We start from the raw sequence: 21,472 nt of genomic DNA on the forward strand, positions 1-21,472 counted from the left end.
TGAAAATATAATTAAAATTGAGGAGAATAGTTAATGTTTATTTTACCACATATTATGATACAGTAGTTGTATATTCCTTTGTAAATCTATATTAAAGAAGCTTTTTTTGGCAAGTAAAAAAAGAGGCATTATCAGAAGACATATGCAAAAAAAGAGTGTTGAAATTCATCAACTATCGGTAGTATTTCAAGATCATCGTAAGATAGTACCCGCGTTAGATCAACTCAATTTTAATTTACATCCAGGTGAAACCCTGGTCTTATTAGGTGAATCAGGTTGTGGCAAGTCTTTGACTTCCTTGGCATTAATGCGTTTGTTACCTAAATCAGGTGTTTATGGAATTGACAGTCAAATCCGGGTGGATGGACAAGATATTCTTGATTTATCGGAACACATGATGCGGCAATTAAGAGGCCGCAAGATTGCAATGATTTTTCAAGAACCAATGACGGCACTAAATCCAGTAATGACTATAGGGGAGCAGTTAGCAGAAGTTTTATTGAAATATCAGTCAATTACCTCTCAGGAATTAGAAAAATCTTTATTATCACTACTTAATGAAGTAGAAATGCCGCACCCTAAAGTCAAAATTCATCAATATCCGCATCAATTATCAGGGGGGCAGAAGCAACGCGTAGTCATTGCAATGGCTTTAGCATGTAGGCCGGATATTTTAATTGCAGATGAACCAACAACTGCTTTGGACGTAACAGTGCAAGCACAAATACTTAACCTGTTAAAAAAAGTACAAAATACTCGCAAGATGAGTATGTTATTGATAACGCATGATTTAGGTGTGGTAAAAGCAATGGCTACTCATGTGGGTGTTATGTATGCAGGACAAATAGTTGCCCAGTTGTCCATAGAAGAATTTTTTTCACGACAAACGCAGCACCCTTATGTCCAGCAGCTGTTAGATTCCGTGCCTTCTTTTGCAAAACGACAGGAGCGCCTGTCCGTCATTTATGGATGTGTTCCTCCATTGGATGAAATGCCTTTGGGTTGTCGTTTTCACCCTCGTTGTATTTATGCTTTTTCACGATGTCAACAGGAGGAGCCGCAATTACAAGAACTGAATGGACAACTTGTGCGTTGTCATTTATATCCCGATATGAGTGAATTACCACCTTTAGAGAAAAATAAAGTAGCATGGAATCGAACCCATAGTGAAACAAAGAGTATTTTACGTGTCACGAATTTGTCCATAGCTTTTGTTCAGAAAAAAAGGATATTTAGTCGTCATAAAACCTTCTTAAAAGCAGTTGATGGCCTTTCATTTCGTTTGCACCAGGGAAAAACCTTAGCTTTAGTTGGGGAATCAGGTTGTGGTAAAACAACAACCAGCCGCGCTCTATTGCGTCTATTACCTATTGTTGGTGGGGAAATACATTACAAAGATCAGGATGTATTGACGTTAAGGGGGCGAGCGTTAAGGGATTATAGAAAAAAAGTTCAAATTATTTTCCAGGATCCTTATTCTTCGATGAACCCGCGTATGACGGTTGGGGAAATTCTTGCTGAAGGGATGCATGCTCAAGGTATGACACATTCACTCATTAGCAAAAGACAAAAGGAACTACTAAATCATGTTAACTTGCCAAGCACTAGCTTACAGCGGTATCCCCATCAATTCTCAGGTGGGCAAAGACAAAGAATTTGTATAGCCAGGGCTTTGGCTACCGAGCCTGAGATCTTAATCTGCGATGAACCCACTAGTGCTTTAGATGTTTCAGTTCAGGCTCAAATCCTTAATTTATTAAAAGAATTACAGCAAGAAACAGGAATCTCCTATTTGTTTATCACTCATAACATGGGTGTCGTGTCTTATATTGCCGATGAAGTATTGGTTATGAAAGATGGGATAGGGATAGAATTTGGTACTTGTGAAAGTATTTTACAACATCCTAAAGAAGCATATACACGGCAACTTTTAAATGCGGTGTTAAATGTTTTTTGATTTTATATATATGATAATTAATAAATTTTTCTATTTTTGCATGGGTGGGTATAATTGGAAAACATAAAAAATTAGAGTGAATTTAAACTCGCAAAATTTTTTAAATTGGCCGCCAATTATTAAGGTTTTTTTTAGTAGAGTCTGTTAAGATGAGGCGAATATGATATTTAACAGGAGTTTTTTCATGAAAAAAATGGTGGGCTTGTTGTCCTTATCAACGGGCTTTTTAATAGGTAGCGTCCATGCGGGAACAATGGGACCAACGAAACCCGATTGGACTTGGGTAGGTACCTTTAGTGCTGGTCCTGTATGGGCAGCAAGTGCCGAGACACAGACCATTGAGTTAACCCCAGATATTGTTAAAACCTATACAATGGAAGAATCAAATGATGCAATTTTTGATGGTGAGGTTTTTTTAGGCATCCAAAAAATACTGTCTCCAACATTACAAGGTCAACTTGGTGTTGCCGTTGGCTTTACTAATAATACATCATTGCATGGAAGTATCTGGGATGATGCTGATCCAGAATTTGATAATTTTATCTATAGCTATAAATTGCAACATACTCATGTAGCTGTAAAGGCTAAATTATTGGCAGAATTGGGACTTGTTGCTATGCCTTGGGTAAGTGGTAGCATAGGGGTTGGTTTTAATGATGCCCATGGGTTTAATAATACACCTATCATTTTTGAAGCCCTGCCTACCCCTAATTTTGCGTCACATACTGAGACCAGCTTTACATACACAGTTGGAGTGGGCTTGCAAAAAGCGCTGAATGACCATTGGCAGGTAGGCGTTGGATATGAGTTTGCTGACTGGGGTAAAAGCAGGTTAGGTCGAGCTGAAGATCAAACGTTAAACTCAGGTCTATCTCTCAATCATTTTTACACCAATGGTGTTTTATTTAATCTCACCTATCTGGCATAAAGACAAAAATAAAGGCTACATAGGGTAGCCTTTAAAAATATCAAAAAAGACTCTGATTTTCTTTAAGATTTTTAATTGCGGCCAAGTGGCATCAAATCAGTGTTGGCCTTTCATTTCCAGTAATCTCAGATCTTTATTAACGCACAAATCGTATAAATATTAAACTATAATTAACATCAAGAGATATCAAATTTTGGACTGCAATGTTATCTCATGATGTGGTAAAAGTAATTGATCAAATTGGTGAAAAAATCGAGACTAATGCCCTTGAATTTTTAACTTTTGAAGATATCAAAAATGTGTGCTTTATGGTGATAGGGCATATAGAGCATTTAAAAGCCAGCACCAATTTCACTATTTCGGAGCATGCTCAAAAAGACTTTCAATCTTATAAACGCATTGTTTTGAGTTTAGTGGAGTTGCAGGCAAAATTTATTGACATAGATAAAAATAAGGTATTGGGAAATTATATTGCTGATTTAAATAATATACGCGATACGATTTATTCTATTCCTAATCTTTTAGGCTTAGATTATAAAAATAAAACAGATAGAATCAGCTATTATATTTTTAATATGATAGTCCGAATCAATAAATTTAAATATCAACTTTTAGAAGTGAATTGTTTTGATAGAGCCCTAATTGCGCATGCAGAATTTGCTCAGGAAATAATCTCCTTATATTCTAAATTACTTGAAATACATCATGCAGCTAAAATGCGGTATTCTGTTGTTATCAAGGGATATTTTGAAGCGATGCAAGAACATTTCGATTTTTATTTAAAAGAAATTACTTATTTTCGTCATCTTGAAATTATCAATACAAAATGTTTGAGCTATTGTGTTATGGATTACCTGCCTAAAAATCTTCGTCATTAATTGTGCTGTTCATGATTTGTAACTTTATGATACATTATTTAATGAGTTAAAAACGTCAATGGGTATTAATTTGTGTGGTATAAGCGAGAAGCTGAACATTTAATTTTGTATTTATATGTTCAGCCTGGAGCCAAAAAATCAGAAATTGTTGGGATGCACGAAGGGGTGCTTAAAATTCGCTTAAATGCCCCGCCAATTGAAGGCCGAGCTAATAAAGAATTATTAAAATATGTTGCTCAACTATTTAAAGTGCCACCCAGTCAAGTTGTTTTAAAGCGTGGTGATAAATCCAGGCACAAGGTGCTTTTAGTAAAGAACTCCTTGGTAGATCCAAATGTTTTGTTTTGAACAGATATTTTTGTTTTCGCAAAGCATAATATTCACGAGAATTCTAAAAACATTAGCTTCATATATCAGCCATTTGAATTTATCACACGAACCGTTCTGGCAAAAGAATAGCATAGCCCTGTTGTTAAGCCCTATACCAGTTCTTAGCGACGGGGCATTTTGCCTCTCATCAGGCTGAACGAAACCAAGACCGGACTAAATGGACTTTTTAGCGAAACTTATGTGAAGTTAAAATTTTTATTAAGATGTCAAAAGAAAAATTTATGTTAGATCGATATATTTGCTAATAAATAATGATATGTTATTGGTTATTTCATTGAAGAAATTAATGCCCTAAACAATTTCAATTGACTAAGAGATGCTAAGACAGGAGATAAGTATTCATGCAAATTACATTTTTATTTTATGAGGGTATGACTGCTCTGGATGCTATTGGACCTTATGAAGTACTAAATAGACTTCCTGGTGTTACAGTACAAAGGGCGAGTTTAAATTCTGGACCAGTACATGCTTCGGGACTTACTTTAATGGCTGAACATGCGTTAGCCGATATCTCAAAAACAGATGTTTTATTAATTCCAGGAGGTGGCACTGCGACTGCATTACGTGAATATCCTGAAATTTTAGAGTGGATTAGAAAAATTCACGAGCATACATTGTGGACCACTTCGGTTTGTACTGGAAGTTTAATTTTGGGCGCAGCAGGTCTATTGTCAGGTGTTAAAGCAACGACACACTGGGCCGTGATGAACCGATTGGCGCATTGGGGGGCTTTACCTACCTCCAACCGATTTGTCGTCGATGGTAAAATTGTTACTGCTGCAGGGGTTTCTGCTGGTATTGATATGGCCTTCTATTTGGCTTCAAAATTGACTAATGAGCTTATCGCTCAATGCTTACAACTTGGTTTGGAGTATGATCCAGCACCTCCTTTTGATACGGGCTCACCGGATAAAGCGCCACAAGATATGGTTAAATTTGTTCGTCAGCGTTTGAAAGATCGGTTTGAGCCGGAATAAAAGTAACAGGCAATAAAACGTCACAAGGCATTTCTATGCCTTGACGTCCCACCCATGTTAATTAGGGTAAAACATAGATAATCAAAGCAAGTAAACCTGCAAAAGCAATAAGTGGGTGTATGACTGCTGCTAGTTTAGGAATCTTTTTCTTTTTCATGCCTAGGATAAATAAAGTTAACCCCCCTAATGCTGCAAGAATAAGCAAAATTGAGCTTGTAACCAGGAGGGGAGACCAGTTCGGCATCAAGATAAATACGTACACTAAAACGAGGATAATCCCTACTACCGCAAAAATTCCATGCAGATTTTTAGCGGCTTTATTCACAGGTTTATCTTGCAATATTGCAGTTAACAAGATCAAACCGCATACAGCAGCTGCAATGAATAAAGCAATTGCGAGTAGTAACACAAAACCTCCTGTTTTAGTCAATGACCTATATAACATTATAGCTTGTGAAAACTAAAACTATACTCTGCATTTGAACAGATTGTTCCAGTGGTTTTTGCAAAACCAGATTATAGTTGCACTCTCATTCAATTTTACTGGGGGTCACATAATTTTGTTTGGGCGCATCCAGAGAAATTCCTAATAATTCTTCTTCTAATGTTTTGTTGATCCCTTTTTGGGGCGATGACAAATTAAGAACAGGGGCAGGATTTTTCAGTGCATCAGTGATACTGATAAATTTATAACCATTTTTTTGGTACATTTCCAGAATATCACCTAATACATAACTATTGAGAAGATTAGCATGAATTAATAATATTTGTTTGCTATTTTTACCAGATCTTTTTTCGGCGTTTAATGTTTGTTTCCATATATAAGCGAGATAACGTGGTTTGAGCTTCTGAATATAATTTTCTCTTGAACGATAGGGAACTTTATAGAGCATTTCATTAAATTCAAAATCTTTACTATCAATCGTTACTGGTGCAATAGTGTAATTATGTTCCTTAAGATATTCATGCACTTTCTGTTTTTTTCCATTAGTACCCTCCGCAAGATAGGGATAACGAAAATATTTAGGATGAGTCATGATTGGCTCAAGAATTTTATCGGCACGGTCAACATCTGCGATATACTTTTCAGCGCTCATCTGATTTAAGTTATAATGAGAATAAGTGTGGTTACCTAGCATGAATCCTGCTTGGCGAAATTGTTCTAGAAACGACCATTGCCCTTTTTCTATTGCTCCTGCGATGACAAAACCTATCACAGGGACTTTATATTTTTGAAAGGTTTGTACAATTTGAGTAAAGCGCTCAGTAGAGCGTTGTTTATTTCCTGGGGTATTCATTCTAGAGGCTACAAGGGGTAAATCATCTATCGTAATGGCGATTTCTCGTTCCTCAGCAAAACAAATTGAAGAAAATAATGCGGTAAAAAGAAAGAATGTTTTGAGCATCAATGGTCCTTATTAATTCTTGGTGTTTCTTATGGTGGTTTGATTTTTAGGTCTTATTTCAACATATCGCTGTTTGCCTGCGGTATCCAGAAGATAAATTCCGTTTTGGACAAGCCATTTAAAATCAAACTACTATAAACTAAATCGATTGTAGTTAATCAAGGCAATACATTAAAAGAAGAATCGGAAACTGTAAACTCTTATCATCCTAATTTAAATTTAAAAAAGCAACTTTGCACGCTATTAATTTATATGGTGTTTATAAATTTTGGCATCGATAAACGTTCAATGCATATTCTTTACGTCTAAAGGGATATTTCTGCGTTGGTATTTTCTCACAGCGATCAAAGTATTTTTGCAAACAGCTTTGTCTATCATATCTATCGATGTAGATCGCTTCTTTTAATGTTTTGTCTCTAATTTTTTTATTAACTTCTGTACTCCATAACGCATATTGATTTTGTGCAGTGCCACAACCTAAAGTATAAATAGTTGGCTTGTTTTGAAGAAAAAACATCATGCGCGCTTGAAACCAACCAGAGGTAAGAATTGTATTGGGGAGCTGCGGATAGGTGGCGTTAAATTGTTGTATTAAGTGATAAAACGCAAGTTTTTTAGATTTAATGAGATTAAATTTAGAAGTATTATCAATCAGGATAAAGAGGCTAATTAAGCTATAAATGACAATTAATGAAACAGCTAACTTACGAAAAGGCAAAATGGTATAGCTGTATCCAAATAAAATCGAGCTACTGATAAGGTACGGCGTAAGCCAAAAAATCCTAACCTCTGCTTTACTCGCTGTATAGATGTAAAAACATAAAAAAGTAAAACAGATAATACGACATAACCGAACTATTAAAGCATTTTTTTCATCCAGATTTTTGCTGTTTACCAAAAAAGGAGGCAGAAGCATAATGTTGAGTGCAGGAATAAAAGATGTAAAAAAAGTTTTGATTGCATTATAAAAAGGATTAACCGTGTGATTTAATTGATGAGAGGTTAATTGATAGATAAAAGATTCCCAATGATTTTGGTAATTCCATAGGATTACGGGGCTAAAAATTAGGATCGCTAGAATTGTAGCAAGATAAAAATGAATTGTCTTAAAAATAGACCGGTAAGTACTAAAAATTACAAAAATGAGTAAGGATAGAATTAAGACAATGCCTGTATACTTTGAGAGCATCATCAAACCCGCACTGATACCAATATAATATAACTCTCTGTTTTTATTGGTTTGTATCAATTTTACTGTGTAATAAAGGGTTAAAGCCCAAAATAAAGTAAGAGGGGTATCGTAAGTTGTCTGTTTTAAAATATCCATCGTGACGAGTGGTGAGAATAGCCACGAAAATACAGCAATCCAGCTTGCTTCTGGGGACAAAAAAAATCGAGCGGTTTTGTAGATAATTACACAGCAGGCCGCTGCCACTACAATGCCTACAAAATTTAAAGCAAAAAGATTATTGCCGAATAATAAGGTTGCACATCTAATAAAATAGGCAATCATGGGGGAGCCATCATAGTAAGATAAAGCAAGATGGCGGCTCCAATCCCAATAATAATAAGTGTCAAGAGATAAAATATTAATGGGGGCTATTGCTAACATCAAAGCAAAATAAAGAATAAGCCATAGATAAATGTTACGTGGTGTGCGTATCATCAGTATTATTCCAGTGGACGTGTTTATCTGGCCAAACATGGCGAGAATAAATGTAATAATTTAAAAGCGATATTAAACTTATGCCCAAACCCATGATGATATTTTCTCGAAAAGGTCCCCTACCAAAGAAAAGAACACTAAAGTGTAACCAATAACTTTGCAAATAGATTATAAATATAGAATAAAGAACAAAAATACTTAAGCTCTTTATTTTCATTGACCGGGGTATTTTGCTTTTCATTCTAAAGGTGAATTTATTATTCAAAATAAAGTTATTGATAATGGCTGCAGCAATGGCGATTCTTGATGCTTCAAAAGGAGGAAAAGAAAAATGGCTACGTAGAATATTGTATGTAGCAAACTGCACGATGACTCCCAAAGAGCCAACGAGACACATGGCTATATAGCGCTTAATTTCATAATAACGCAAAATAAAAACAACTCGCAGGGAGTCAGCAATACTGTTTTTCGGTAATTTACTATAACCCATGTTTCGATCAATAAAGGTAATTGGATATTCACAAATATTTGCGTTGTTTTTGTACAGAAGCCACAATAACTGAATTTTATACGCATAATGATTTGTAAGAAATTGCTTAGGAAGCACTTTCATTAATTGCTCACGGCGTGTGGCTCGAAATCCACTCGTGAAATCTTTATATTTGGGGGTAAGAACCGCTCTTGCAACATAATTACCTAATACAGAAAATAGCTTGCGGTGTAATTCCCAGTTCTTGGGAATGCTCCCTCCCTTGACGTACCGGCTCCCAATGACACAATCATGGGTTTTGAGCATGTCCAGCATAGGAAGAATATATTTGGGCTGGTGCGAAAGATCTGCATCAAATTCAAAAACAATGTCTGCATTAAGAGAGGTTAATGCATAATTCATTGCTTGCAAATAAGCAGAACCCAGGCCTGATTTTGTCGGTTCCTGCTTTAAATGTAATTTAGGGTACTCTTTTTGCAGGGAAGAAATAATTTGTTGGGTGCTATCTGCAGATGCACTATCAAAAATTAAGATATGAATGTCGTAATTAACGGCTAATTGTACTGATGCAAATACTTGCTCTATTGTTGTTTGAATGACTGACGCTTCATTATATGTTGGAATGATAATAACAACCTTCTCTCCTGATTGATTTTTTTCATTAGAATTAAAAGGCTTATCTGCATCAAGAATCAACTTATATCTCGAATTATTAGGGGGATATTTTGCAATGAGTGTACCAATTAGTTTTTATAAAAAAAAGAGGGTTTTTGTTGGCTTTTACCATTTATCTATCTTTATAAATCTAATTTTGTCGGCTTTTAACAGTTTTTTTGCAAAAAATTAACGCTATTGTTTAATCATATTTCAACGAGTCATAGTACAATTTCACCACTCTTTTTTAGGGCTCTTTTATGAGAAAATCCCAAATAAGCCTCATAAAGCATGCTTTTTTCAATAATTCCTATAAAAAACAGGAATTTTCATTTAAAGAAGATGAGTTTAATTTAGAACAATTACGTAAGGAATTTTTTTTACTACAGCAGGTTGTTTTATCAAATAAATCGTTTTGGTTCAAAGATAATGAAGCTGTATTTTATTTAATATACTTGTGTGATTTTTTGATTTTATATTATCAATCTGATTACGTAAATTCTGAGCTGCAAAAATTAAAGCAATTTAGAAAAGAAATAGAAACATTTTTTCACGAAGATCGTGTTAAGAAACAAAAAGTAATCCATAAGTTCCCCAATTTTGTATTAAACGAATTAAGAATAAATTTTCAAAATTCTTTGTCTATTTTTAGGAGCATTTCTGAATTAAGAAAATGTGTTGGTGATCTTAATACCAACCGATCTCGATTTACTTATAGTCGAGGTTTAGCCAAATATTTTATTACTTATTTGCAAAAGAGCTCTATCGCTGAATCCATTCAACAAATAAATCAAATAATTGGCAATCCGTATAGTTTCGCTGAGGGAATGGACTTTTTAAATAAATCGAGCAAGCGAATAACTGACTTAGGTATCGCACTTTTTACGTTTCGCTTTCTTCTAAATCTGATTTTGACGATCAAACATTTTATTCAGGCAGCAATGAGGGATGAGTTATCAGCCAATAAAGTTCTCAGGCAAGAAATGGAGAAGCGTGGATTTGTCATGGCTAGTGACTTGGTATGGGCCACGGTGAGTTTATTGACTACCTACAATCAGTTTTTTCACATTGCGCAAGCTCTTATTTCACCAATGGTTGCTACTTTTCTGATTTTCGATAGTCTGTTGCTTTTGGCACAGTGGATTTTTGAAGCGAATCAACATAATGAACGCCTGCAAGAATTGCAAGCACAGCAAAAAGATGCAACAACTTTTGAGTATGCTGTTATTCAACGCCAGATTGATGTATTAAATGATGAATGGGAGTCTCAATGCTCCTATTTTGCGATCAATATTTTCGCTGCGAATATAATTGCAGCCAGTTTTGCAATTAGTATGCTATGTACTGGCCCACTTGCTCTAGCGGGTCTTGCGTTTTTTAGTATGCTTGGCAATGCATTGTATAATACTTCTGAGAATTATAAGAAATACCAAAAAGCAAAACTAACGCTACAACGTGAATTATCTAATGGAACGATCCAAAATGATGAACATCATCAACAGCTCGCCAAGATCTTAAATGAAGAATGCGTTCAAAGTTATCAACAGTTCTGGAAAGCCTTGGTCTTTAATGTTGGTGGAATTGCATTTATTATCACGGCAGCTGCCGCTTCATGGCCAATTGCACTCGGATTAACACTTGCTTATATGATTTATTGCGTCAATGATGCTTATCAAAAACAACGAATGAGTAAAAATGAATCTCCACATGATGTTTACAGGCTTTTGAATTCAAATGATCCAATTTCAGGATTTTCTTATAAATTAGAGGAGGCTACAGCATCACGTACATTCCCAAATTAATATAATGTGTAAAGCCACCTAAATAATTATAAAGCTGTTGCCCGCCACTGATACTCAATACAGTATTAGCATAAATAAGAAATAAAATGCCACCATCAAAGTTATATCCTGCGGTTTCGTTAGCACTAATTCTACTTTGTCCATATACTTCACCATAGATATCAATTTTTTCGTTCACTGAGTAAGTGACAACAATATCAGGGTTAATACTATTATAGTGTTTGCCACCATTGAGTGATGAATCACTAAGCCTGCTTATACCAAGCATTCCATCAATACTAAGACGCTCATTAATTATATAGTTCGCGGTACCATTAAGTGTAGATCCCCAGCCATGACTTCCATAAGCAGTACTTCCCCCTGGTATATTAACAATTTCTTCTAATGCAAACATCCATTGTTGGTTGTAATAAATAGAGTGTTTGAGGGCAAATGAGGCGGTAGTTATACCTGATTTGGGGAAACTTTTTTGATGAATGTAATTAGGGGGATTTACCAAGAACTCACTATTAGAGGGTAATCCAAAGCGAATTTCTGCATTTGGAACATTCTGTTGGACGCCTTGATGGCCATTTAATTGTAGATCAATGGCGTTTAATTCAATTAAAACTTTTTTAAAAGGCACGGAACATGAGCTGTCGAGATTACTTGGACTGTTTACAACATTCAGTATGTCGTTACAAGGATTGTTAGAGTCTGCATAAAGAGTATGAGCGTAAAAAATAAAAATTAAGAAATTAAGTAATTTTCGCTGCATATTTTGCTTCCCAACAGGGTGACTGTTATCCCCAACATACGAGTATTATCCTCATCTTTATATTACAAATAACAGCTACACTATGTATATAAGAATATTTTTAAGGAAATAAATAATGACAGTTACTACAGGATTATCAGGTAATGAAATTTTTTGTCTCCAACTTAAAAACTACGCACCTGGTCCTATAGTGGTTGGAAATAGTGTCCATTCTTTAGGCATTATTGGAAGCGTAGGTTCAAGTTTTAAAGTGATTCTTGGCGGTGAATTAACGCAAATTACGTCGCTTATAGAAGAGGGTAGGGAAACGGCCTACAAACGCATGTTAGAAGAAGCTGTCAGTATGAATGCGACAGGCATTACTGGAGTGACCAGTCAGCTGATTCTTCATGGAGCAAATGTGGAGTTTTTATCTATAGGATCAGTGATTTACGGGGAGGAAGGGGCTAATAAGGAGAAGTTTTCAACCTCGGCCGATGGCCAGGAATTATATGCCCAACTTGATGCTGGCTACAAACCGATTTGTTTTTCTTTTGGTAATGTTGCTTATTCTATGGGTTTGGGACGCGGTATTCTTGGAAGCTTGAAGACCTTGGGACGTGGTGAAATTAAGGAATATTCTGATATTTTTAATAAAACCAGACACTTAGCCTTAAACCGCATCACGGCACATGCCAGACAGTATAAAGCAAATGCTGTTCTTGGTATTAAAACAACGGTTTTACCTTTTGGGGGCGTTAATGAAATGCTTATGATAGGAACAGGTTCTTATAACCCTCAATTAATGGGTGATCCAGGCAATGAGATAGTAACAAGTGACATGACTAATATTGAAATGTGGAATATGGCGCGTATGGGGTATACACCCATGAAGTTATTGTTAGGTACCTCCGTCTATTCTTTAGGAATAATCGGCGGAATTACGTCAACTATTAAAGCATTTGTTCGTGGAGAAATTAATGAGCTCACACGAATGATTTATCATGCACGTGAAAATGCCCTGGCCATAATTAATGAGGAAGCACAAGCTCTAGGCGCTGATGATGTAGTAGGGGTGAAAACGTATGTCTATCAATTAGGTAATGGCTTAATCGAGTTTTTAGCTATAGGCACAGCCGTAAAGAAAAATAATCGCATAAAAACTGAATCAGAACAACTACCACCCCAGGCGATTGTCGTTGATAAAGATACATTTTATGATTCAACAAATTTAAACAGTATGAATGTAAATGTTAACAGCGGCTCCAAACCTATTAATCAGGGTACGTTTCCTTTAGTGATTCCAATAGTGATTATTGCACTTATTATTTTACAATTTGTTATTCATCATTTTAATTCGATTTTTCACTAAGGATATTTTTGAGTTTATAGAGTGTCGAATTTTTTTAACCAATTATAAAATTATGAGCTATTATTCAAAAGGGTTAAATTCACGTTAAAATTAGATAAGGAAATTAATTATGTCGCAACATACAACAGGTCAATTTTGTTGGAATGAATTAGCTACTACTGATTTAAAAAAATCTAAAGAATTTTACAGTAACTTATTAGGTTGGCACTATAAGGAAATTCATTCTGAAGAAATGACGTATACCATTATCCAAGCGGGTGATAAAGATATTGCAGGGATATGGGAAATTCCTACGGATCAACAGAACCTAATCCCTCCTCATTGGATGGCTTATATATTGGTAAGGAATGTTGCAGAAACTTTAGAACAGGCAAAACAGCATGGAGCTGAGGAAATAAAAGGGGTTACCCATGTAGGAGATATGGGACTTTTTGCAATTATTAAAGATCCTACTGGCGCGCATATTGCATTCTGGGAGTCTAAATAATGGGAGTTCGACGTCAAGGCATTTCTATACCTTTATGTAGCTAAACGAACGTTATCCCATTTATTACTGGAGCCAGTTCCAAATAAAATCTGTTCGATATGAAAATAACTTTTCTTTTTATATCGAACCCACATTAAATAATAAATAATATCAACACTTCTTAATATTGAGACCAATTTTGAGCAGGAGGATTTTCCACAGGCAATAATTCATAAGTTCTAAAAACATTTCCATCCCGAGATAAAAGAATAGCAATCGACCTTGTCTTTTCAAAATGGGCAAAGATAATCATCATCATTACGGTGATTGGTACGGCCAGAAACATTCCCAGTAGTCCCCATATATCACCCCAGACCGCCAAGGTAAATAAGATTACAAGCGGGCTTAAATTTAATGAATTACTCAAGTAACGAGGTTCAATTATATTCCCCACAATAAATTGTACTGTCCCTAAACCCAAAATAATCTTTGTGAACGGAATCCAGCTGGTAAATTGTACTATGGCTAAAGAAGCAGGAAAAGCAATCGCAATGATTGCCCCAATGTTGGGTATAAAGTTGAGAAAAAAAATAAGAAGTGCCCAGAACTCTGCAAAATCGAGTTTTACCCATTTCATAATAATCCAACTGGAAAGGGCGGTGACAATACTTAAAATGGACTTTAAGCCAAGATACGTTTGAGTATTCATCACAATATGATTCAAAATATTGTTTACGAGTATGCGATTTTCTAAAGAGGGAAACAGCGCATCAATTTTACTGAGGAAGAAATATTGTTCTGCAAATAAAAATGCGACATAAAGCATAATAAGTACAGTAGAACTCGCAAGAGTTGAGAATACTCCATAGACGTTGACTAAAATTGTTTGTAAATTGAGCGATTTTATCATTTGGTTCAAGCTCGATAAAATTTCAATATGTAGTGTTTTGTCAATATTGCTGAAAATGGCTAATAAATTTTCTTGGTAGCGATTTGATGCTGCTATGACATTATTGACGTTATTTGTAATGATATTGATGAAGATAAAAATAAAAACGGCAACAATCACAAAAGCAAAAATCATACTTAACCAACCAGGTAGTCGACTACCTACCCTTGGTATTGCTTGGATAATATTACTGATGGTATTAAGAAGATGCCAAATAAAAATGGCGATGACTAAAGGAATTAATACATGGCTTCCTACAATAAGGAAATAACCAGTAATCCATATTACAATGAGTCCTGAAGTAAAAAGAAGCATTCGACTCATAAGACAATTCCTTTATTGATTTTATTATTTATTAGGATAAATATTAGCATTGATTATTCAGGATAAAAATTTAAAAATTAGTTTATATAATTAAATTGAGAAATAAGTAGTACACTTAAAATAAGCATATATTGGCAGATACCTTAGCGAGCTTGCCTATACTATGTAATGTAACTTGCTTATTTATCATTAATCTCATGAACTCATCAAATTATCAAAGCATTTCATGGGCCCATCAGTTGGTGCAAGATTGGTTTGTCCAAAATGTAGGTAAGCCTACTGAACCACAAAAACAAGGATGGCCATTTATTTTGGCTGGTCGTGATACACTCATTTCATCACCTACAGGTTCAGGTAAAACGTTAGCTGCATTTTTAGCCTGTTTAAATGGTTTAGTACATAAAGCGGTAACAGGTAATTTACAGGATACCACTGAAGTATTGTATGTTTCACCACTTAAGGCATTAAGTAATGACGTACAAAAGAATTTGTTGTTACCCCTGCAAGAAATTAGTGAATTAGCTAAAGAGCAAGGCATTGATTTACCCGAAATTCGTGTGGCAGTAAGAACAGGAGATACGCCAACGAATGAGCGACAAAAAATGCTCAAAAAACCACCACATATTTTGATTACTACCCCTGAGTCTTTTTACATTCTGTTAACTGCTGAAAAAAGTCGAATGAATATGTCAGCTATTCATACAGTTATTGTTGATGAAATCCATGCTTTAGTGAATAACAAGCGTGGCACCCATCTTGCATTATCTTTAGAGCGTTTAGAAGCACTTACCCCAAAATCATTTATTCGCATAGGCCTTTCTGCTACCCAAAAACCTTTGGAAAAAGTGGCAAATTTTCTAGTTGGATCTAAAAAGACTCAAGTGAAATTGGTAAATATTGGTCATTCTCGGCAATTAGATTTGCAGGTCGTAATACCAGAAAGTGAATTAACTGCTGTTGCTTCCAATGAAATGTGGGATGAGATTTATGAAAAAATCACAGGTTTAGCCCAAGAAAATCGCGCTACATTAGTATTCGTCAATACACGAAAATTAGCGGAACGTGTTGCTCATCATCTGGGACACCGCTTAGGTGAAAATAAGGTATTAGCCCATCATGGCAGTTTATCACGAAAATTACGCCTTGAAGCAGAAAATCAACTTAAGAATGGTTCGCTGAAAGTTCTGGTTGCTACCGCCTCATTAGAGTTGGGAATTGATATTGGTCATGTTGACTTGGTTTGCCAAATCGGTTCCCCACGAGCTATTGCTACTGCATTACAACGTATTGGTAGAGCAGGGCACTGGCATGCAGCGATCTCTAGAGGACGCATTTTCGCAACTACGCGGGATGAATTGTTAGAGTGTGCAGCATTAGTTTATGCCATCCGTCAGGGAGATTTAGATCAACTAATTATTCCAGAGGAACCATTAGATATTTTAGCACAACAAATTGTTGCTGCTTGCGCTACACAAGATTGGGATGAGGATTTACTTTTTCGTCATTTTAAAAAGGCTTATCCTTATCATCATTTGACCCATGAAAAATTTGATGAAATTCTGACTATGCTCTCAGATGGCATTGCTGGATCACGTGGGCGATACGGTGCCTTTATCCATAGGGATCGAGTCAATCATATCCTTAAAGGGCGACGAGGATGTCGTTTGGCCGCAATCACTAGTGGTGGTGCAATTCCAGACAATGGTTTGTTTTCAGTGATTTCGATGCCAGATAATGCCGTGGTTGGTACTCTAGATGAAGATTTTGCTGTAGAAAGTAATCGCGACGACATTTTTTTGCTAGGGACAAATTCTTGGAGGGTGATACGCATCGAAAATGGGAGGGTGTTAGTGGAAGACGCATATGGTGCACCGCCCAGTGTTCCTTTTTGGTTGGGAGAAGCCCCTGCACGCAGCGTTGAGTTATCATTGCAAGTATCGCAACTTCGGGAAAAAATAAATTTTTTGTTGCCCGAAAAAATACCCAAAATTGTTGATGCGAGGCATATTCCTCAGACACAAAGAGCCATCCAATGGTTAATGAACTATTGTGGCCTTGATGCTTCTGCTTCAGAGCAGTTACTTGAGTATGTACGTTTAGGTCGACAAATTTTAGGTGCAGTCCCTACTCAGAAAACTATAATTGCTGAACGATTTTTTGATGAAAGTGGTGGCATGCAACTGATTATTCATGCACCATTTGGTGCACGGATTAACAAAGCCTGGGGATTGGCTTTACGTAAGAAATTTTGCCGATCTTTTAATTTTGAATTACAGGCTGCTGCTACAGATAATGGTTTGAATATTTCCTTAACGGAGCAACATAGCTTTCCATTATCTGATGTGTTTCGTTTTTTGCATACAAACACATTAAAAGAGGTTGTCACCCAGGCAGTATTACAATCGCCCTTATTGGGTATGCGTTTTCGTGCAGTAGCTTCACGCTCATTATCATTATTACGTTTTCGGGGTGGTAAAAAAATCCCGCCTAATATTCAACGAATGCTTGCTGACGATTTATTGGCTGCTGTGTTTCCAGATGCTGCTGCTTGTCAGGATAATTTAGGAGGACGAGATGTAGCATTGCCTGAGCACCCGCTTATTGAAGAGACTATGAAAGATATCTTAAGGGATGCTTTAGATATCGATGGGGTAACAAAAGTAATCCATGATATTGAAACTAAGCACATCACGTGCATTGCCGTAGATACTCCAGTTCCTTCGGTTTTTGCTCATGAAATTTTAAATACCAATCCATACGCATTTTTAGATGATGCTCCCTTGGAAGAGCGGCGTTCACGTGCCGTTGAAATGCGTCGCGTTTTACCGGAGTCAATGCTGGAGGAGGTGGGGAAGCTTGATCCTAAAGCTATATTTGAGGTTCAGGAACAGGCTTGGCCTGATATTCGCTCTGCAGATGAGTTACAAGATGTGCTGCACACTGTTATTGTTTTTCCAGAAATAATTCAACTGACTGAATTACAATCTTCCTTACCGCAGTGGAAACAATATTTTATTGAATTACAAGCTGAAGGACGGGCTGTACTGGCTGTGGTTGCAGGTATAAATTATTATGTATCTACAGAAAAAAAGAAGACTTTTCATTGTATTTTTCCGAGTGCCTCCTTTAGCAATGAAGTGGCAAATATCAAGGAAGAACCCATCTCATCGGAAGAAGCTATACTTAAAACGCTACAAGGGTGGTTGTTACATACAGGGCCAATTACTCAAAAAAAATTGAGCGATTGTTTGCATCTTGCCCCGTTAGATGTAGCGCATGCTTTATTGAAATTAGAAGCAAGTGGATATGTGCTACGTGGACATTTTCGTGCAGAGTTTGCAGGTGAAAGAGAATGGTGTGAGCGTCGATTACTCGCTCGCATCCATCGTGCTACAACGGAATCTTTACGTCAACAGATCAAACCTGTTAGTCAATCTCAATTTATGGCTTGGTTGTTGAAATGGCAACACATAGGAACAGGCCATCAGATGAATGGCGAAAGAGGATTGCTTGCCGTGATAAGGCAATTACAAGGTTTTGAATTAGCTGCAAATGCATGGGAAACCGATATTTTTCCTATGCGAGTACATGATTATGACGCGTTAATGCTCGATAAATTATGCATGAACGGCACAGTAGGATGGGGGCGTGTATCACCACACCCTTCTGTACTGCTTGCAGATGAAGAAACAAAAAAATCTCGACGCTTATCACCAGCCCGAAATGCCCCAATTACTTTTTTTGTTCGAGAAGAGGTTGATTGGATTCCACCACACCTACCTATAGATAACGTTGAGGAAGTGACTAGCCTTAGTTATCCAGCCCGCAATATTTATCGGTTTTTGCAAAAATATGGTGCTTCATTTTATGCTGATATTGTACGTGGTACGGGAAATTTGAAAATTGAAGTGGAAAATGGTTTATGGGAATTAGTTGTGGCAGGAATGGTAACTGCCGATAGTTTTGATAATGTGCGGAGTTTGATGAGAATAAAACGCAAACAAAGTAGTCGGCGTAGACGAGCCCCCATGTTTCCACTCAGTACGGGACGTTGGTCTTTATTGCATGTTCATGTACAAAAGGATCATGAAAAGCGTGTAGAAGCGGCATGCTGGATGTTGTTAGGCCGTTATGGAGTAATTTTTCGTGATTTGCTCGTGCGTGAAAAAAATATCCCTCGCTGGCGAGATTTGCTGATTTTCTTGAGACGCCTTGAATTACGTGGCGAGGTACGTGGAGGACGGTTTATTGATGGATTTTTAGGTGAGCAATTTGCACTCCCTTACGCAGTAGATTCTTTACGTGCTGTACGGAATGATGATATTGATAAAATTCCACGAATTATTTCGTCGGTGGATCCGTTAAATTTAATTGGGATTCTGTTGCCTGGTGAACGTGTATCTGCAACATCAAAAGCAGAAATCAGGTTTGTTGCAGGCAGAGTTTTAGCTACAGAAAATAAAGAGGGAATCAGGGGGGGATGATGCATAAGCAGCTCCATTATGCTTTTTTAAATAAACAAAAATTACCTTTGCTGATACAAGCTCCAGCTGAAGATAGAGCAGATAGTAACGATTTAGTGCGATATCTCAAAGAAGAAAATATTTTATTTAAAGAGTATTTGCTTCAATATCATGCAATTATCTTTCGTGGATTTAACATTAATACTCCAGAGCAATTTAGAAAAGTAATTCAAGCCAGTAACTTGGGCGCAAATTATAATTACGATTTTTGTCCTGTTCCAAGAACAAAAATTCAAGAAGGTGTATTTACTTCATCCAATTATCCTGCGAGTTATCCTATTGCGTTACATAATGAAAAATCGTACAGCGCTGAATTTCCAACACATGTCTTTTTTAACTGCATTAAAGCAGCTGAACAGGGAGGCTGTACTTCGCTTGCTGATGGCCATCAAATTTGGCTCTCCCTTCCAGAATCCTTACAACAAAAATTACAACTAAAAGGCGTTTTATATCGCCGGCATTATTACAGTTATGGAATAAAATATAAACTCATTCAGTTAATGGGGGTTGCACCTGTATTTAAGACTTGGATGGAAGAATTTAATACATATGAAAAAGAACAGGTTGAAAACATACTTCATCAAACACAACAACAATTTAAATGGAAAGGTAATGATTTAGTGACAGAGGTATTTCTTCCTGCCAGCAGAAAGCATCCTATAACAGGTAAATTAGTATGGTTCAATCAATGTAATCAGCTTTCTCAGCATTGCAATGGTATTAGCGATTATATTAATTCAAGTGTTAAAAATCCTGTTCTGGCCTTTATCTTATTGCAAAACAGCATTCATCCTTATTTGGCTTTTTACGGGGATGGTACGTCTTTTTCAAAGCAAGAATCTTTGTTGATCAGCGAAGCGGTAGAAAAAAATACGCTTTTAGTTTCCTGGCAACCAGGGGATCTTATGATTATTGATAATTATTCCTGCCTGCATGGAAAAACACCTCATATTGGCGACAGGTTAATTTTGGCAGGAATGACCCATTATCCTTATGGTGAGGGCGAAAATTATGTTTCCTAAGATCGTACAAAAAAAATTTGGAATTGGAGATCTTTATTTTGTAAATGAACTTGAAACACACGGATTAATCTATGAAATTTTTTCACAAAAAACGTATTTGCTTGATTTTCTTAGTTTAAATCCCGGGGCAATTATTGTTGATGTAGGAGCAAATATTGGCATTTTTTCGTTATTTGCCCTGCAGCATTGTAATTATACTGCTGAAATCCACTGTTTTGAGCCAATTCCAATGACTTTTTTTTGTTTGCAAAAAAATTTAGAACACTTTAAGGGTAGGATACATCTATATAATACAGGCATCAGTAACGTTGCCCAAGATTGTGAGGTTGCATTTACTTTATTTGGAAAAAGTGCCGGGACTGCAACTTATAAGCCCCAAGATAAGCTAATTTCCAATTTTCAACCTTTATTGGATTATAATACGCTCTTAAAGCTACTTCCTTGGCAAAATAAATTTCTTTATTATCAGTTAAAATGGCTACCTTTTTTTCGGGACTATTTTATTAAGAAAAATTATACAAAACAAACACAAACGACCCAAGTCACATGTAAACTGACCTCACTTGGACGTTTTATTGAACAAAATCAAATCAAGCATATCGATTTTTTAAAGGTAGATGTTGAGGGTGCAGAAATCGATGTTATAAAAAGTATTCAACCCAAGCAGTTTTCTATAATCAAACAGATAAGCATAGAGGTTCATAATATAGAAAATCGGGTTGAAAAGCTTAATTCCTATTTGCAAAAACAAGGTTATATCACTTTAATTGACAGAAATCCTATTTTGGCTGATTTAGGATTTAATCACCACATGATTTATGCAAAAAGGATAGAGCATCATCCACTTGATTCCAGGCCGGGCGTGCAACCAAAGTGAGCTTGCGAAGAGTACAAAAATACAGGGCTGAGCAGAATGAGCTTGCAACAATCTA

17 protein-coding genes are annotated in these 21,472 nt (G+C 36.2%); 11 read left to right on the top strand and 6 right to left on the bottom strand.

Annotated elements, in window-relative coordinates; translation table 11 throughout:
* Positions 1-142: 142 nt before the first annotated feature.
* The 5 genes from EKG34_RS03770 (at position 143) to EKG34_RS03790 (ending at position 5,130) form a co-directional block, all read left to right on the top strand.
* Entirely contained in the window at positions 143-1,957 is a 1,815-nt protein-coding gene (locus EKG34_RS03770) for an ABC transporter ATP-binding protein (RefSeq protein WP_003632611.1), read from the top strand.
* A gap of 184 nt (positions 1,958-2,141) precedes the next feature.
* Entirely contained in the window at positions 2,142-2,885 is a 744-nt protein-coding gene (locus tag EKG34_RS03775; RefSeq protein WP_003632610.1) for an outer membrane protein, read from the top strand.
* A gap of 203 nt (positions 2,886-3,088) precedes the next feature.
* Positions 3,089-3,763: a hypothetical protein gene (locus EKG34_RS03780; RefSeq protein ID WP_012978883.1), complete on the top strand. Its 675-nt coding sequence runs from the start codon at positions 3,089-3,091 to the stop codon at positions 3,761-3,763.
* Between the two features lie 72 nt (positions 3,764-3,835).
* Positions 3,836-4,111, top strand: a complete 276-nt coding sequence (locus tag EKG34_RS03785; RefSeq protein WP_012978884.1) for a DUF167 domain-containing protein — start codon at positions 3,836-3,838, stop codon at positions 4,109-4,111.
* Between the two features lie 383 nt (positions 4,112-4,494).
* Positions 4,495-5,130: a DJ-1/PfpI family protein gene (locus tag EKG34_RS03790; protein WP_003632606.1), complete on the top strand. Its 636-nt coding sequence runs from the start codon at positions 4,495-4,497 to the stop codon at positions 5,128-5,130.
* A 61-nt stretch (positions 5,131-5,191) separates the two neighbouring features.
* Here the strand turns inward: EKG34_RS03790 and EKG34_RS03795 are convergent, their stop codons facing one another.
* The 4 genes from EKG34_RS03795 to EKG34_RS03810 all read right to left on the bottom strand — a co-directional run bounded on the left by EKG34_RS03795 (position 5,192) and on the right by EKG34_RS03810 (position 9,388).
* Entirely contained in the window at positions 5,192-5,539 is a 348-nt protein-coding gene (locus EKG34_RS03795; RefSeq protein WP_003632605.1) for a hypothetical protein, read from the bottom strand.
* A 121-nt stretch (positions 5,540-5,660) separates the two neighbouring features.
* Positions 5,661-6,536 carry a polysaccharide deacetylase family protein gene (locus EKG34_RS03800; protein ID WP_003632603.1) on the bottom strand — a complete coding sequence of 292 codons (876 nt, stop codon included), beginning with the start codon at positions 6,534-6,536 and terminating at the stop codon, positions 5,661-5,663.
* 259 nt (positions 6,537-6,795) lie between these two features.
* Entirely contained in the window at positions 6,796-8,202 is a 1,407-nt protein-coding gene (locus EKG34_RS03805; RefSeq protein ID WP_003632601.1) for a glycosyltransferase family 39 protein, read from the bottom strand.
* A complete protein-coding gene (locus tag EKG34_RS03810) occupies positions 8,183-9,388 on the bottom strand; it encodes a glycosyltransferase family 2 protein (protein WP_003632600.1) in 1,206 nt (401 codons plus the stop codon). Before EKG34_RS03810 ends, EKG34_RS03805 begins: the two co-directional genes overlap by 20 nt.
* A gap of 218 nt (positions 9,389-9,606) precedes the next feature.
* On the opposite strand from EKG34_RS03810, the gene EKG34_RS03815 reads away from it, so the two are divergent.
* Positions 9,607-11,148: a hypothetical protein gene (locus EKG34_RS03815; RefSeq protein ID WP_003632598.1), complete on the top strand. Its 1,542-nt coding sequence runs from the start codon at positions 9,607-9,609 to the stop codon at positions 11,146-11,148.
* Here EKG34_RS03815 and EKG34_RS03820 read toward each other — a convergent pair.
* Complete coding sequence (locus tag EKG34_RS03820) at positions 11,120-11,905, bottom strand: transporter (protein WP_003632597.1); 786 nt, start codon at positions 11,903-11,905, stop codon at positions 11,120-11,122. The genes EKG34_RS03815 and EKG34_RS03820 overlap by 29 nt on opposite strands.
* Before the next feature lie 115 nt (positions 11,906-12,020).
* On the opposite strand from EKG34_RS03820, the gene EKG34_RS03825 reads away from it, so the two are divergent.
* Together EKG34_RS03825 and EKG34_RS03830 are read left to right on the top strand one after the other, a co-directional pair.
* Positions 12,021-13,256: a heavy metal-binding domain-containing protein gene (locus EKG34_RS03825; protein ID WP_003632596.1), complete on the top strand. Its 1,236-nt coding sequence runs from the start codon at positions 12,021-12,023 to the stop codon at positions 13,254-13,256.
* Between the two features lie 109 nt (positions 13,257-13,365).
* Positions 13,366-13,743 (top strand): VOC family protein, encoded by a 378-nt coding sequence (locus EKG34_RS03830; RefSeq protein WP_003632595.1) that lies wholly within the window; start codon positions 13,366-13,368, stop codon positions 13,741-13,743.
* Positions 13,744-13,903: 160 nt separating this feature from the next.
* Here the strand turns inward: EKG34_RS03830 and EKG34_RS03835 are convergent, their stop codons facing one another.
* Entirely contained in the window at positions 13,904-14,995 is a 1,092-nt protein-coding gene (locus EKG34_RS03835) for an AI-2E family transporter (RefSeq protein WP_003632593.1), read from the bottom strand.
* Positions 14,996-15,192: 197 nt separating this feature from the next.
* Between EKG34_RS03835 and EKG34_RS03840 the strand changes: the two genes are divergently transcribed.
* The 3 genes from EKG34_RS03840 to EKG34_RS03850 are packed head-to-tail and all read left to right on the top strand — an operon-like array spanning position 15,193 to position 21,417.
* Positions 15,193-19,479, top strand: coding sequence for a DEAD/DEAH box helicase (locus EKG34_RS03840; protein WP_003632592.1), 4,287 nt, complete (start codon positions 15,193-15,195; stop codon positions 19,477-19,479).
* The gene (locus EKG34_RS03845) at positions 19,476-20,540 is read left to right on the top strand and encodes a TauD/TfdA family dioxygenase (protein WP_003632591.1); all 1,065 of its coding nucleotides are present in this window, start codon (positions 19,476-19,478) and stop codon (positions 20,538-20,540) included. The genes EKG34_RS03840 and EKG34_RS03845 overlap by 4 nt, the downstream gene beginning before the upstream one ends.
* On the top strand, positions 20,530-21,417 hold the full coding sequence (locus tag EKG34_RS03850) for an FkbM family methyltransferase (protein ID WP_003632590.1): 888 nt from the start codon (positions 20,530-20,532) through the stop codon (positions 21,415-21,417). Before EKG34_RS03845 ends, EKG34_RS03850 begins: the two co-directional genes overlap by 11 nt.
* The last annotated feature ends 55 nt before the right edge of the window (positions 21,418-21,472 follow it).

The sequence above is a fragment of the Legionella longbeachae genome (assembly GCF_004283175.1).
Taxonomy (GTDB): domain Bacteria; phylum Pseudomonadota; class Gammaproteobacteria; order Legionellales; family Legionellaceae; genus Legionella; species Legionella longbeachae.